Annotated in this window: 15 protein-coding genes; 10 read left to right on the plus strand and 5 right to left on the minus strand. The window is 43.9% G+C overall.

Translation table 11 applies throughout. The annotated features are described in order from the left end of the window. Positions 1-153: 153 nt before the first annotated feature. The 3 genes from RAC86_RS02065 to RAC86_RS02075 form a co-directional block, all read right to left on the minus strand. Positions 154-1,065: a hypothetical protein gene (locus RAC86_RS02065; RefSeq protein ID WP_072565665.1), complete on the minus strand. Its 912-nt coding sequence runs from the start codon at positions 1,063-1,065 to the stop codon at positions 154-156. Between the two features lie 159 nt (positions 1,066-1,224). Further along, a complete protein-coding gene (locus RAC86_RS02070; RefSeq protein ID WP_072181572.1) occupies positions 1,225-2,145 on the minus strand; it encodes a DMT family transporter in 921 nt (306 codons plus the stop codon). Beyond that, the gene (locus RAC86_RS02075; RefSeq protein WP_072565666.1) at positions 2,142-2,969 is read right to left on the minus strand and encodes an AraC family ligand binding domain-containing protein; all 828 of its coding nucleotides are present in this window, start codon (positions 2,967-2,969) and stop codon (positions 2,142-2,144) included. The genes RAC86_RS02070 and RAC86_RS02075 overlap by 4 nt, the downstream gene beginning before the upstream one ends. Before the next feature lie 229 nt (positions 2,970-3,198). Here RAC86_RS02075 and purT point away from each other — a divergent pair, with 229 nt between their 5' ends. From purT to trhO, 10 genes are all read left to right on the plus strand, one after another. Next, positions 3,199-4,353 carry a phosphoribosylglycinamide formyltransferase 2 gene (purT, locus tag RAC86_RS02080; RefSeq protein ID WP_236827540.1) on the plus strand — a complete coding sequence of 385 codons (1,155 nt, stop codon included), beginning with the start codon at positions 3,199-3,201 and terminating at the stop codon, positions 4,351-4,353. A gap of 141 nt (positions 4,354-4,494) precedes the next feature. Continuing rightward, positions 4,495-5,433, plus strand: coding sequence for an extracellular metalloprotease Mpr (gene mpr, locus RAC86_RS02085; RefSeq protein WP_072565668.1), 939 nt, complete (start codon positions 4,495-4,497; stop codon positions 5,431-5,433). After that, on the plus strand, positions 5,396-5,794 hold the full coding sequence (locus tag RAC86_RS02090; protein ID WP_014112497.1) for a YbfJ family protein: 399 nt from the start codon (positions 5,396-5,398) through the stop codon (positions 5,792-5,794). Before mpr ends, RAC86_RS02090 begins: the two co-directional genes overlap by 38 nt. A 172-nt stretch (positions 5,795-5,966) precedes the next feature. Continuing rightward, positions 5,967-6,851 carry an enantioselective carboxylesterase CesB gene (cesB, locus tag RAC86_RS02095; protein WP_072565669.1) on the plus strand — a complete coding sequence of 295 codons (885 nt, stop codon included), beginning with the start codon at positions 5,967-5,969 and terminating at the stop codon, positions 6,849-6,851. A gap of 198 nt (positions 6,852-7,049) precedes the next feature. Then, entirely contained in the window at positions 7,050-7,583 is a 534-nt protein-coding gene (gene pssA / locus RAC86_RS02100; protein ID WP_041520843.1) for a CDP-diacylglycerol--serine O-phosphatidyltransferase, read from the plus strand. Then, positions 7,574-8,062, plus strand: coding sequence for a DedA family protein (locus RAC86_RS02105; RefSeq protein WP_041520844.1), 489 nt, complete (start codon positions 7,574-7,576; stop codon positions 8,060-8,062). The genes pssA and RAC86_RS02105 overlap by 10 nt, the downstream gene beginning before the upstream one ends. Beyond that, the gene (locus tag RAC86_RS02110) at positions 8,055-8,846 is read left to right on the plus strand and encodes a phosphatidylserine decarboxylase (protein WP_072181577.1); all 792 of its coding nucleotides are present in this window, start codon (positions 8,055-8,057) and stop codon (positions 8,844-8,846) included. The genes RAC86_RS02105 and RAC86_RS02110 overlap by 8 nt, the downstream gene beginning before the upstream one ends. 55 nt (positions 8,847-8,901) lie before the next feature. Next, positions 8,902-9,180 carry a hypothetical protein gene (locus RAC86_RS02115; RefSeq protein ID WP_072565671.1) on the plus strand — a complete coding sequence of 93 codons (279 nt, stop codon included), beginning with the start codon at positions 8,902-8,904 and terminating at the stop codon, positions 9,178-9,180. A gap of 104 nt (positions 9,181-9,284) precedes the next feature. Continuing rightward, positions 9,285-10,625: an erythromycin esterase family protein gene (locus RAC86_RS02120; RefSeq protein WP_072565672.1), complete on the plus strand. Its 1,341-nt coding sequence runs from the start codon at positions 9,285-9,287 to the stop codon at positions 10,623-10,625. 251 nt (positions 10,626-10,876) lie between these two features. Then, positions 10,877-11,845 carry an oxygen-dependent tRNA uridine(34) hydroxylase TrhO gene (gene trhO, locus RAC86_RS02125; protein WP_003223769.1) on the plus strand — a complete coding sequence of 323 codons (969 nt, stop codon included), beginning with the start codon at positions 10,877-10,879 and terminating at the stop codon, positions 11,843-11,845. Positions 11,846-11,881: 36 nt separating this feature from the next. On the opposite strand, the gene gltP is transcribed toward trhO, so the two are convergent. Next, positions 11,882-13,126: a glutamate-aspartate/proton symporter GltP gene (gltP, locus tag RAC86_RS02130; RefSeq protein ID WP_080490477.1), complete on the minus strand. Its 1,245-nt coding sequence runs from the start codon at positions 13,124-13,126 to the stop codon at positions 11,882-11,884. Positions 13,127-13,268: 142 nt separating this feature from the next. After that, positions 13,269-15,164, minus strand: coding sequence for a glucose-specific PTS transporter subunit IIBC (ptsG, locus tag RAC86_RS02135; protein WP_072565673.1), 1,896 nt, complete (start codon positions 15,162-15,164; stop codon positions 13,269-13,271). Positions 15,165-15,171 lie beyond the last annotated feature (7 nt).

Consider the following 15,171-nt stretch of genomic DNA (forward strand, 5'->3'; position numbering starts at 1 on the left):
ATGATGGAGTCCTGTTTGGTTAGGAAAATCAGGAGTTCTTTATCATCTTTTCTATGTTCTAAAATAAACTTAGCTGCTGTTTCTGTTTCTTTATATGTTTGTTGGTTTACATTCAATACATACATCTCCTAAAGTAGTAAGGGTGAAACAAAGCTACAGGATTTTTTTGTGATATCTTTCAGTTAGAATAAAATCTATAACTCCTTTCATTCGCATATATTCGGCTCTCTGTGCAAAGTGCAGAACAGTGTGTAATTGTCCTTTTCTAGATATATTTAAAAGCTTTATCAAATCAATAAGGATTTTCAAGAAAATAATTAATAAAAGAAAGTTAAAAATGTCTGGTATGTCAATGTAATTGATTTGTCCCGAAAATAAAGTAGTTGCATAGACGACAATTATACTTCCGCAAAACATCAAACTCATATAATGTGAAAGGGAAAATGGGCAAGTAGAAAAATATGCTTTTAATTGGCTTAGCACAGCATTATCTTTTGTATCTAAGTAGCCCAAAAGCTCTTTATCATTTTTACTAATTGTAAGAACATGATTCAATACAGCATTAAAATTCATTGAATCTTCATTATCAGAGGCAGTTGGTTTATTAGCCTGTATGTTTTGTTGATCCATTTTATATTTTTTATAAAGTATTGTATTAATTAACTTGTTTTTCTCATAGAATTCAGATTGTTGAATAAGGGAGGCTTTACCTTTATTTTTATTTCCTCTTTTTATGACTTTAGTATAAGTCATAAAGATACAAATGACTGTAAAAATAGAAAATGCTGCAGGTGAAATATCTGATAGAATAGGATTGGTGAAGACTTCTTTTGCTTGGATGAAAAGGAAAGAAGCTAAAGTCATAGATATAAACATGCATAAAACTGCTACTTTCACTAGAAACTGAAGCGGAAGGGAAGGTTCAGAATAATAGTGCTTCAACTGGTTGAGTGTAAGAGAATCTTGGCGAAAAAGATAATCTATTATCTCCTGTTGATTTTGCATCTGATCGATATCGTGAGCGATGTTTTTCGTTTTTTCAAAAATTATTTGATCATTTTTCATTATTGATAAACCTCCAAAAGACGATAAATAAACTAAAAAAACTGCATGAGCATATTTTAACTTATGTTCATGCAGTTTTGTATCGATGTTAGCTAGTATAGTAAGCAAAAATAGCCAGTAACATAGCAGATAGTGCGGTAGAATAAAAAATGGATGCCGTTAAGCATCCATATTACTTCCGTTCCCCATCAGCTTCGCTTTCGGTTTCAGCTCTGAAATGTAGAGGCCTAGAAGCGTAAGTGCACCTCCTAGAAGAGCGATCCATGTCATGTTTTCGTGCAGGATCAGGATGGAGGCTGTGATTGTGATGACCGGGACCATGTAAATATACGCGCTAGATTTTACGGCACCGAGCACACCGACTGAGTAATTCCATGTTGCGAAACACAGGGCGGAAGCACCGATGCCGAGGAAGAGCATGTTGAGTACATTTGAAGCGGATGAAAATCGGCTCAGGTCAAAATGGAAGTCGAACAAAAATAAAGGGGGAACCATAAACAACAAACCGTATAAAAACACTCTCTGTGTCAGCTCGATGATGTGATAATCGTAAGCGCTTAATTTTTTCATGAAAATCGAGTAGCCTCCGAACACGAGAGCGGCCCCGACTGCCATGATGTCTCCGAACGGATTCAGACGCAGTACGACATTGCCGTTGAACGTAATCAATAAAAGCCCGATCAGTGCTGCCCCAAATCCAATGAAAAAAGTCAGCCGCAGTTTTTCGCCTTCAAGCAGAAAATGGGCCAGCACCGCAGTGATCATCGGAATAACGGATACGATCATGCCGACATTGGATGCATATGTATAGGTGAGAGCTATATTTTCTAATAGAAAGTATAAGGTTACGCCAAATAAACCTGCCCCGGCAAATAACAGCTCCTGCCGCCAATTTTTGAACGGAATTATTTTGGGACGTACGAGAATAAGCGCAATAAAGCCAATCAAAAACCGATAAAATAATATTTCCATTGGAGTGAAGTCATCCAGAAGAACCTTTGTCGAAATAAAGGTCGTCCCCCAAATCAGAATGGTCACAATGGCTGCGATATGCCCGGAAGTTTCTCTTTGTATGCTCATCTTTGAAGCTCCTTTTCAAAAATCTTCATGTATTGCTTCGGTGTCAGCCCCACCTGCCGTTTGAAAAACTTTGTCATATGGCTCTGATCGCTGAATCCTGTCTGAAATGCCGCATCAATCGGTCTAACCCCTTGTTCCAGAAGTTTTTTCGCTTGATTAATCCGGATTGTCTCCAGGTAGCTATTAGGGGTAATTCCTTTTTGTTTTGTAAATGAACGCAATAAATGATACTTGCTCCAGCCTGTTAGTTCACTCAAATCGTTGAGCGTAACGTTCTCGGCATAATGCTCTTCTAAAAATTCGCAAACCATTTTGACTTCGTCGGACGGTTCGGGAATGCTGCTGAGGAATGTGACGTCAGAATAATGGCGGATCAGCTCTTCAAGAAGATGAAGAAACAGCTCCTCTTTGCGCAAAGCCTGTTTTTCCTTGGATATCAAAATATGCAATTCCTGCAGGCTGGTTGTCAGCTCGTGGCGGAATAACACATGCTCGGAGAAATATGGGAGATGCCCGGCACCAGTAATCTCTTTCACCGCCTTCTCCATGACCTCCGGCATCACATTGATACACCGATAATCAAGCGTCCGCCCGTCAATCTGCTCACAGCTATGCGTGTCACGGGGGTTAAAGAGGAGAAGATCACCTGGATTGATGATATATTCTTGATCCTGACAGGCCAGATACCGCTGTCCTTTTTCAATAAAGCCAATCACATAATAATCGTGAAAGTGATTCGGGAATTTTTGCATAATCCCTTTGAAACGGTAGGCTTCTATATTAAGGTGCGGATCAAGCTGCAGTGTTCGGGTTTCGTTTTGCATGGGATGCCTCCTGTCGGTGTGGTGTCTTGGGTTAAGTGTAGCATGATTTTTGGGGATTTCTTGTATGATGTTGCTGTTTGGAATAGAGAAAGCAGACCGTTATTGGTCTACTTTCGTTTAAGAATTTAAAAAATTTCATTCTTCAATAATAATTTTATCTATTTTAATAAAAATTTATTTTTCGAATATTTCAGTTATAATGGTTGGGAAACAGATAGGAGGGGCAAAGATGTATCAATCAAAGAAGGTTTTGTTGTTAGGTTCAGGTGAGTTAGGAAAAGAGGTAGTGATTGAAGCCCAGCGTCTTGGGGTACAGACGGTGGCAGTTGACAGTTACGAGCATGCTCCGGCGATGCAGGTCGCGCATAACAGTTATGTCGTTGATATGCTGGACCGCGAGCAGATCAGAACCATCATTGAGAAAGAAAAGCCGGATTTGATTGTGCCTGAGGTTGAGGCGATTGCGACAGATGAATTGCTGAAGCTTGAAGAGGAAGGATTTCACGTCATCCCGAATGCGCGTGCGGCAAAGCTGACGATGGATCGGGAAGGCATCAGACGGCTTGCGGCGGAAACGCTCGGACTTGCGACGGCTGGCTATGAATTTGCGAATACATATGATGAATTTGTACAAGCGGCAGCTCAGATTGGTTTTCCTTGTGTCGTTAAACCATTGATGAGTTCTTCTGGAAAAGGCCAAAGCGTGTGCCGCTCTGAAGCGGATTTAGAGAGCTGCTGGGAGACGGCGATGGAAGGCGGACGTGTGAAAAACGGACGCGTAATCGTTGAGGAGTTTATCCCATTCGAATCAGAAATTACGCTCTTAACCGTACGTGCGGTGAATGGCACGACATTTTGCGAGCCGATCGGTCATGTGCAAAAGGACGGAGACTATATCGAATCTTGGCAGCCGCATCATATGACGGAGCAGCAAATGGAAGAAGCCAAGCATATTGCAAAAACCATTACCGATGAGCTTGGCGGGTACGGCCTGTTTGGCGTGGAACTGTTCCTTGCGAAGGATAAAGTGTATTTCAGTGAGGTGTCTCCTCGTCCGCATGATACGGGTCTTGTCACGTTGGTGACGCAAAATTTGTCGGAATTCGCGCTGCATGTCCGGGCGATTCTCGGCTTTCCGGTTACAGAAATCACACAGCTATCTCCTGGCGCCAGCCGGCCCCTTAAAGCACCTGTAGAATCAGCGGATTACACTGTAGAAGGACTGGAACATGCACTGGCAGAGCCGAAGACACAAGTTCGCGTCTTTGGTAAACCGATAACGAAAGCCGGACGCCGTATGGCGGTTGCGCTTTCTGCGGCGGATACAGTTGAAACAGCAAGAGAGAATGCAAAGAAAGCATTGGATCAGCTATCTATAAAATAGAGTTTAAGTGGGCCTTGCCTTGACAAGGCCTGTTTTTTTCATTCCCGATAAAAGTTTTATCATAAGAATCGGAAACGTGATTATAATGTAAAAGTCTTCCATCGGTTGAGGTGGTTGACACAAAAGGAGGGAGATGACAAAATGAAATTAGTTCCAACATTCAGAAAACGATGGTTCTCTTACTTAACGGTTTTGTGCTTGGCATTGGCAGCGGCGGTATCTTTTGGCGTACCGGCAAAAGCGGCAGAGAACCCGCAAATTTCTGTATCGAATGCCGGTAAAGAAGCTGATGCCACGAAAAACCAAACGTCAAAAGAAGAACAGGTTTCCGCCCCTTATGAGGGAACCGGGAAAACAAGTAAATCGCTTTACGGCCAAACGGAACAGGAAAAAAACATTCAAACCTTACAGCCTTCAAGTATCATCGGAACCGATGAACGCACCAGAATCTCCAGTACAACGTCTTTTCCTTATAGAGCAACTGTTCAACTGTCAATCAAGTATCCCAACACCTCAAGCACTTATGGATGCACCGGATTTTTAGTCAATCCGAATACAGTCGTAACGGCTGGACATTGTGTGTACAGCCAGGATCATGGATGGGCTTCGTCGATAACCGCTGCACCAGGGCGCAATGATTCCTCATATCCTTACGGAACTTATTCAGGCACGATGTTTTACTCCGTCAAAGGATGGACGGAAAGCAAAAACACCAATTATGATTACGGAGCTGTTAAATTAAACGGTTCTCCGGGAAACACGGTTGGCTGGTACGGCTATAGGACAACAAACAGCAGCAGTCCCGTGGGCCTTTCCTCGTCAGTGACAGGATACCCGTGTGACAAGGTATTTGGCACGATGTGGTCTGATACAAAGCCGATTCGCTCTGCTGAAACGTATAAGCTGACCTATACAACCGATACGTACGGCTGCCAAAGCGGCTCGCCTGTGTATCGAAACTACAGTGATACAGGGCAGACAGCTATTGCGATTCACACGAACGGGGGATCGTCATATAACTTGGGAACAAGGGTGACGAACGATGTATTCAACAATATTCAATATTGGGCAAATCAATAAATACAGCAAACTAGCTATTTTCATGTCTATTTTGTTTTTATGCGGATGCAGTTCACAGACGCATTCTGCTCAGAAAGAAACGGCTATTCCTGTCACTCTTCATGTGGAGGATGCCAAGGGGCTGCCCGTCGAAGCGGTTCAAGTGACGATTGTCAAAGCACCGGCCTCAGACCAGGAGCCGAGTACAGAGATTGGCGAGATACTCGGTAAAACAGACAAAAACGGAGACATCAAATGGGATACAGGCAAAAAAGGTGACTACTCAGTCGCATTGACGAAGGGTGAAACATCAGTAACCCATCACATCTCAATAACAGAGGATAAAAAAGATAAGATCATTCCTTTAGTTTTCAAAGAATAGGCGGTTTTCCTGATTTTAAGGGAAATTGCCTTTTTTTATTTTTACAGGAAGACAAGATATATACTGGAAATTTATAATATGAGATAATAAGAAATAGGTATTTTTTCTTACGAGACAAAAGGGGCATTATCCTTTATTTTATATCAATCAAACCCGGAGGAAAAAGAAGAAGATGACACAAGATTCGATGCAGCTTGCCGCGGCTGAAAGCGGTCTTCGCTTTTACCAGGCATATGATCAAAGCCTTTCTTTGTGGCCGATTGAGTCGGAAGCATTCTATGTTTCTACTCGTTTTGGAAAAACACATATGATTGCAAGTGGGCCAAAGGACGCACCTTCGCTTATTTTGCTTCATGGGGGCCTCTTCAGCTCTGCTATGTGGTATCCGAATATCGCGGAGTGGAGCAGTCAATATCGTACATATGCGGTCGATATAATAGGAGACAAAAATAAAAGTATCCCATCAGCTGCTTTGGATACGAGAGCTGATTGCGCAGAATGGCTGAAAGACGTCTTTGATTCTCTTAGACTTGAGACGGCACACCTGGCAGGCCTTTCGCTTGGCGGATCCCATATCGTGAATTTCTTGCTCCAAGCGCCTGAAAGAGTAGAGCGGGCGGTTGTTATGAGTCCCGCTGAAGCATTTATTTCATTTCATCCGGATGTCTATAAATACGCTGCAGGGCTTACGGGATCAAGAGGAGCTAATGCATATATTAAGTGGATTACCGATAGCCGTTATGATCTGCATCCTGTGCTGCAAAGACAAATTGTAACGGGCGTGGAATGGCAGGATGAACAAAGAAGCCTGAAGCCGACAGCAAATGGCTTTCCGTACGTGTTCACAGACCGGGAATTAAAATCGATAACGGTCCCGATACTTCTGATGTTCGGTGAGTACGAGGTCATGTACCATCAGCAAATGGCTTTAGAACGGGCTTCAGTATTGGTGCCGGGAATTCAGGCTGAAATCGTGAAGAACGCCGGACATCTGTTATCTCTGGAGCAGCCAGAGTACGTCAATCAACGCGTCTTGTCCTTTTTAAGCGGGGAATAATATAGTAAGAAACATGAAAAGATTGGCATTCATTGTTCAAAAGGTAACAAATGTTGTATAATAATAGAATTTGAGTGCTGCTTTTTTGGGGGCATTCTATGTTATCATGCTTAGTAGAGAAAATTTTTCCTGTAACGCTATTCGATCCATATCGTCGAATGAGATAGATGGTTTTACAATTGGAGGTTTGGTTACACTGTGAATTATATCCCCTGTATGATTACGATAGGAAACTTTACTTGCGGACTGCTGGCGATTCATTCCTTGTTATATCACAACATTCATTCAGCAGTGCTTTTCATTTTTACCGGCATGTTTCTCGATTTCTTTGACGGGATGGCAGCACGTAAGCTGAATGCCGTTTCTGATATGGGAAAAGAACTGGATTCATTTGCTGATCTGGTGACATTTGGTGTGGCTCCTTCTATGCTTGCATACAGTGTCTCATTATACGCCCTTCCGTTTATCGGGATTTTATGCGCATTGACGTACAGCATTTGCGGAATGCTTCGCCTCTCTAAATTTAACATTGAGCAAAGCAAGCTCCCGACCTTTATCGGAATGCCGATTCCATTTGCGGGCATGTGTCTCGTGATTCTAAGCTTTGTCTATAACCCGATCCTGCTGGCAATCGGCACTTGCGGACTTTCATATTTAATGGTGAGTAAAATAAAATTCCCTCACTTTAAAAAACATGCGGCAGAAAACCTGGAGTCTGAGAGATGGAATTAGTTCAGCAGCTCATAGCGGATTACGGTTATATCGCTATTTTTTTGATGCTGGTTCTAGGGATTGTTGGACTGCCGATTCCAGATGAAGTAATGATGACCGTTGTTGGTTACTTCACGCATACTGACGTGCTGAATTATGAGCTTTCGGTTTTGATCAGCTTTGTCGGGGCTTTGTTAGGTATGCTGATCAGCTACATGATCGGCAGAAAAGCCGGGCGCCCGTTTATCGACAAGTACGGCAAGTGGGTCGGATTAAAAGAAAAGAGAATGATGAAAGTAGAAAAATGGATGAATAAATACGGCCCATATTCTCTTATATTTGGTTATTTCATTCCCGGCGTCAGACATGTAACGTGTTATTTTTCGGGAATCGGCAAAATGAACTTAAAAACGTATATTACGTTTGCGGCAATCGGCGCCTTTTTATGGTGCTTTATTTTTATTACAATCGGAAGGGTTATAGGGATTATTCATGTTTAATACGGCTGTAAAGATTCTGTATCGATCATTGATAGAGCTGACGAATCATCGTCTGTCATCCTATCTGATTAAAGGATTTTGCGAGTCTAAAATCAGCAAACCGGTCATTCCGCTTTTCTCAAAACATTTTCGGCTGAATTGGGATGATGTGGACGGTACGGCCGCTGATTACGGTTCGCTGTCCGAATTGTTCATTCGACAGATTAATCTGGAGCGCCGCCCGGTGTCAAAAGAGGCTCATGCGGTAGTCAGCCCTGTTGACGGGGTGGTTCAGACAGTGGGAAAAATCAACCCGAATCAAACCTTTACGGTAAAGGGAAAAGATTACTCATTCGCTGAGCTGACCGGCTGTAAAAGCGCAGACCATCAATACAACGGCGGATACTTTGTGGTGCTGTATTTAAGCCCGCGGCATTACCACCGTTTCCATTCCCCGATCAGCTGTAGGTACCAAAAGCTGGCCGAGCTTGGAAATCGCTCATATCCGGTAAATCAATTAGGGTTAAAATACGGAAAAGATGTGCTGTCGAAAAATTACCGGTTTGTGTACGAGCTGAATGGCGGTACTCGAAATGTCCTGATGATTCCTGTCGGCGCGATGAATATTAATTCTATCGTACAGACGAGTACACGGGACGAGCTGGAGATCGGCGAGGAGCTTGGATACTTTTCATTCGGCTCAACCGTCATTTTGATTTTTGAAAAAGACGCGTTCCAGCCGTCCGCCAATTTAACAGAAGGCCAGGAAGTCCAAGTCGGAGAACTGATAGGTTACGAAGAATAAAAAGAGGAGCTTGCATAAACTGCAGCGCCTCTTTTTTTGAAGAAAGGTGAAACTCATGGAGAAACAAATCATCAGCTGGATCACAGATTATCAGAACACCGGAGATGAAGCCGTCCTGTGGCAAGTGCGGGAAGCGTGCTGGCCAATTGTTGAAGCGGTTCTGCAAGAAAAGGCAACAGATGAAGAGCAAGCGAGTGATTTGCGCGAGAAAGGAATCGAGCGTTTTCCGTTCATCATCAGCAAATACCAAGCGGATGTGCAGCTTCCGGTTGAAACATTTTTACGAAATACGTATCGGTTTTACTTTCATCAGGTGATGAGAGGATCCAGCTAAAGCTTCTTTCAATAGAGAAGCTTTTTTTGTTGGTGAAAAAAGGAAACTTTTTCTGTATCAATCTCGTAACTACTAGAGAACTTTGCAGAAAAGGAGAGATAGAATTGAAACAAATGATAGTGAAAACGGCTCTGCCGCTGCTGATTGTCTGTCTGGTGTTTACTTCTTTTTCAGCCTCCGCCCGAGCTGCTTCTGAAGAAAAACATTGGAATCGCTGGATTGAACGACATGCACATCCGCTGGATGCTTCCGATGCTTCAAACAAAGACCTTCGATTTTTGAAGAAGGTGCTGAAAGGAAAACGAATCGTTCAGTTAGGAGAAACTACACATGGCGCTGGCGAAATCAATGCAACAAAGGTCAGAATGATCAAATACCTCCACGAAGAACTGGGATACGATGTATTGGCCTTTGAGTCTGGCTTTCCTGATACAAATGCATCCTACCTTAACATGGATCAATTAACCTCTAAGGGCACGATGAAAAACTCCATTTACGCCGTTTGGCACACAGAAGATGTCGTTGAACTGTTTGATTACATGAAAGAGCAAAAAGAGAAAGGCGATCCGCTTATCCTTACTGGATTTGATATTCAAAGCATGAAGAATTCATTCAATGATGCTGCAAACCAATGGGTAAAAGCGGTGGACCCTGAAAAAGCAGAGCTGCTCTCCCAATCAGAAAATGACTTTTCAACATTGGTGACTAACAGCAACACGTTTGATGAATTTACGCAAAAGAAAGAAGCGCTTGTGAAAAACTATCAGGAGCTGATCAAGTTCGCTGAAACACATGCTTCAGAGTTAAAAGCCCACCTCCCGAAAGAGCCGAAAGCTTATGAGATGTTTATGCATTCCCTTCAGCTGAGAATTGACGTAATGGAAATGTATATGCTGGAAGAAATGAAAGAAAAACTAGAGGATTATCCGGAGAATATTGAGGATTTTTCATTTTTTATGAGAGACCGCATGATGGCTGAACAATTTCAGTGGGTTGCGGAAACCCTTTATCCGAAAAAGAAGATCATTGTCTGGGGCCACAATTACCATCTTCGCAAACAGAATACCAAAATGATAAAGGACTGGATACAGCTAAACGGCCCTAACATGGGGGATTATTTGCCGGAGCGGCTGAAAAAACAAACATATACGATTGGCATTTATGCTTACTCAGGTACGAGTCTGGATAGCTCCGATAATAAGACGGTTACGCCGGTCACAAGCCCGCCGCCGTCTGGAAGTCTCGAAGCTTTGTTGAAAACTGCGGACCATCCAGCTGTCTTTGTTGATTTTCTCCATACAAAAAACAAGAAAGGCACTTCGTGGATGTATACCCCGCGGACAGCATTGTATTGGGGGTTCATGGAGGAGCAGATGATCCTAAAGGAACAATATGACGGTGTCATTTGGCTGGAGCATATCACGCCATCAGTCATTATCAAGTGAGCAGTGTCCTCCTGTTATACTACAGGGGTCAGTTCAACTTATTATCTGATAGTTTTCAGATAACTACTTTAGTTAGTAAGTTAATGGAAAATACCGTTGGTTATTAATAAATCCTTACGCCGCGTGGGTTTGTAAGAGCTTGGATATTTTTATCAGTCTGTGCGGATATGTTCATCTTTGCGGCATTTTCCTGTATGATATAGTAAGAGTGTGCATAGCAACTAACTATAATTGAACAGGGTGTTTAAATCATGGAAAAACAATACAGAGTTTTACTTTACTATAAATATGTTCCGATTGAAGATCCAGAGGCGTTTAGAGAGCAGCATCTGGCTTTTTGTAAGGAGCTTGGTTTGTTAGGCCGTATCCTTGTTTCTTCTGAAGGAATTAACGGTACGGTATCAGGTACGGTTGAGCAGACTGAAAAATATATGGAAACAATGAAAGCTGACCCTCGTTTTGCGGACATGGTATTTAAAATTGATGAAGCAGAAGACCATGCGTTCAAAAAAATCTTTGTCCGTCATAAAAAAGAGCTTGTAACGCTTCGTCTTGAAGATGATGTGGATCCGAACGAAACAACAGGTCAGCATTTGAAGCCTGCAGAATTTTATGAGAAAATGCAGGATCCAAACACAATTGTAATCGACGCGCGTAATGATTACGAGTATGATCTTGGCCATTTCAGAGGAGCAGTCCGTCCTGACATCGAGGCCTTCCGTGAATTGCCTGAATGGATCGAAGAACATAAAGATATGCTTGAAGGCAAACAGATTTTAACGTACTGCACGGGCGGCGTGCGCTGTGAAAAATTCTCAGGCTGGCTGGTGAAGCAAGGCTTTGAAGATGTAGCACAGCTTGACGGCGGAATCGTGACATACGGAAAAGATCCTGAGGTGCAAGGCAAGCTGTGGGACGGCCAGTGCTATGTCTTTGATGAAAGAATCAGCGTGCCTGTCAACCGTGTCGAGCATGTGATTGTCGGAAAAGACTACTTTACAGGTGAACCGTGTGAGCGTTATGTGAACTGCGCAAATCCATCTTGCAACAAAAAAATGATATGCACACCGGAAAATGAGTATAAATATATGCGCAGCTGCAGCCACGAATGCCGCACGAACCCAAGAAACCTGTATGTTTCAGAGCACAATATGACAGAAGAAGAAGTGAACGCAAGACTGGCAGCGATTGAAAAAGAAGAGCACGCTGCTGCTGAATAATCGAAAGAACACCTCGGGAATGAGGTGTTCTTTTTTTTATACGCTTTCGGTTTGTCCGTTTGCAGAGGCCCATTCTTTTTCGCGGAAGGCCTTTTCCCATTTTGACACCACGATGCAGGCCATCGCATGCCCCGGTACGTTCACGCCCGTTCTCGCCATGTCCATGACACGGTCAACGCCCGCAATAATGGCGACGCCTTCAGCAGGAAGCCCTACAGCATTGGCTGTTGCCAGAAGAACAACAAGCGAGCCGGACGGAACAGCTGCAATGCCTTTACTTGTCATGACAAGCACAAGCATCATCAGCAGCTGCTGAGACAATGTCATGTCTACATGAAAGGCCTGCGCCAGAAAAATACAGGAAACCGATAAATATAAGCTGGAGCCGTCACAGTTCAGTGACAAGCCGGAGGGAACGACAAATGATACCACTCGTTTCGGGCAGCCGTATTTCTCCATTCTGTCCATCAGCTGGGGGAGAATGGTTTCGGTGCTGGTGGTGGAAAACGCGATCAAAAACAGATCCCATATCATTTTTAACACTTCGAAATACTTAATATGAAAGATGAGACCGACAAGCGGAAAGAGGACAAAGAGGATCAGGAACAGACCAAGGAATACCGTGCCAACCAGTTTAAACATAGGGAGGAGGAGTTCGATGCCATATTGGCCTACAGAGGCTGCCATCAGGGCTAACACGCCAATAGGAGCAGTCACCATAACGATTTGCGTGAGTTTGAACATAATTTGAGCGGTGGATTCAAAGAAATTCATCACTGGTTCAGAGGCTTTGCCAATGCCGGCCGCGGCGACACCAAACAAAATCGCAAAGAAAATAACGGCAAGCAAATCATTTCTGGCCATGACATCAATAATGTTTGTAGGAATAATATCGAGGATCATTTGTTTGAAATTAACAACTTTGTCTGTGTAGCCGGAAAGTTCATTGATATCTTTTTTCGCCAAATGGGAGAGGTCAAGCCCGACACCCGGTTTTAAGACATTCGCTAATACAAGTCCAAGCCCCAATACCAATGTGGTAATCACTTCAAACCAAATGATCGTCTTGATGCCGAGACTGCCCATTTTTTTCATGCTTCCGCTTCCTGCAGCTCCGATGACAATGGTAGAAAACACAATCGGCACGACAATCATTTTAATTAAACGAATAAACCCATCTCCGACAGGCCTCAGCGCCATCCCGAAATCAGGAAAAAAATGGCCGACCACTGCGCCAATAGCCAAAGCGATTAAAATTTGGAACGCGATCAATTTTCTCAAATGAATCCCCCTTTTCATGATGATAGGATGAGGCATATTCATATCATTCGTAAATCAAATGAAAACACCTTATTTCAAATTTTATTTTGATAGCGCTTTCATTATGTTGGCGAAAAAGTCCCCCGCATCAGGGGGGACTTTCTTACTTCATTTGAATGTGCTTCATATCTTCTTCAGATACATTTGTGAAAATAACCGGTGTCACAGCGGATGCGGCATGCTGCTTGATGTAATCGAGATCAAATGTAAGAAGCAGTTCGCCTTGTTTGACGGCTTGTCCGCTCGTCACATGTGCTTCAAAGCCTTCCCCGCTCAATTTGACGGTATCAATGCCGACATGAATCAGAATTTCGGTGCCTCCGGCGCTCATAAAGCCGATGGCGTGCTTCGTCGGGAAAATGGAGACGATTTCGCCGTCCGCAGGGGCGACGACTTTTCCTTCTGATGGATCAATCGCAAACCCCTCGCCCATCATTTTTTCTGAAAAGACTTGATCAGGCACGTCTGTCAGAGAGACCGTTTCTCCCTTGAGCGGATAAATAAAGGTCTCACCGGAAGCAGGCTTCTGCTGTTTATCAGTCTCTGTTTCAAGCGTGGCGGCGGTGTCGGGGACGCCTCCGGCAATGATCGTTTTGATGTCGTCTTTTAAGGCATCGGATTTTGTTCCGAATATCGCCTGGAAGTTGTTGTTGACTTCCAGCACACCTACTGCACCAAGCCGTTTTAATTCATCCTTGCTGACTTGGCTCGGCTGATGAACGGTCACACGAAGTCTTGTAATACACGCATCCAGGTTGGCGATATTTTGCTGTCCGCCCAAGGCCTGCAGCACGTGAAAGGCAAGCTGGTCTTTTGCGACAGGAGCTTTTGCCTCAGTCTGATCGGCTTCATCTGTTTCACGGCCGGGTGTTTTCAAGTTCCATTTCAAAATCGCAAATCGGAACAAATAATAATAAATGAATGCAAACACGATCCCGACAGGAATGACAACCCAGCCGTTTGTCGACAGCCCGTAGTTCAAGACGTAGTCAATGCCGCCGCCTGAGAACGTATAGCCGTGGCGGACATGGAATAAATCACAAACGACAAAGATGACGCCGGCGAGAATAGAGTTAATTAAATAAAGCACGGGCGCAACGAACAAGAAAGAAAACTCAACCGGCTCTGTAATGCCTGTCAGCATAGATGTGAGCGCCGCAGAAATCATCACGCCGGAGATCATTTTCTTCTTTGCTGGACGCGCGGTATGGATAATGGCAAGAGCAATTGCCGGCAGACAGAAAATCATGTAAGGGAAATCTCCCATCATAAAGCGCCCAGCTGTCGGGTCTCCTGCGAAAAACCTTGTCAGGTCGCCGGTTACGGTGCTGCCTGTTGTCGGGTCTGTGTATTCTCCCATCATAAAATAGAAAGGTGTATAAAAAATATGATGCAGGCCAAAAGGAATCAGCAAACGATAGATCGTTGCATAGAAGAACAGACCGACCGTTGAATCGGCAATTAAGCTGCTGGCAGCGTTAATTCCGTTTTGGATCAGCGGCCAAACAAATGAGAAAATCACGCCGATTACCAATGAACTGATGGAAGTAATAATCGGGACAAACCGTTTGCCTGAGAAAAATCCAAGGACCGGATGCAGCTCGATGGATGAAAAACGCTTATATAAATATGCGGCAAGAAGCCCGATGATGATGCCTCCGAATACCCCCATATCAATGAGGTGCTCAGCTCCTTCATACGGAGGCTGAAGGCCGAGTAATTTTCCCATGTTGTCGAGGGTGACGGTCAAAATTAAATATCCGATGACAGCGGCAAGTCCGGCTACACCTTCGCCGCCGGCTAAACCGATCGCGACCCCCACGGCGAAAATCAGCGGCAGGTTATCGAATACAACGCCGCCGGCATCCTTTATAATAGGGATGTTCAGTAAATCCTTGTCACCGAAACGGAGCAAAAGACCGGCTGCCGGCAGGACGGCAACCGGAGTCATCAACGCGCGGCCAAGCTGCTGCAGAATTTGAAATGCCTTTTTAAACATGACAGTC

Source organism: Bacillus sp. LR_5 (assembly GCF_042709275.1).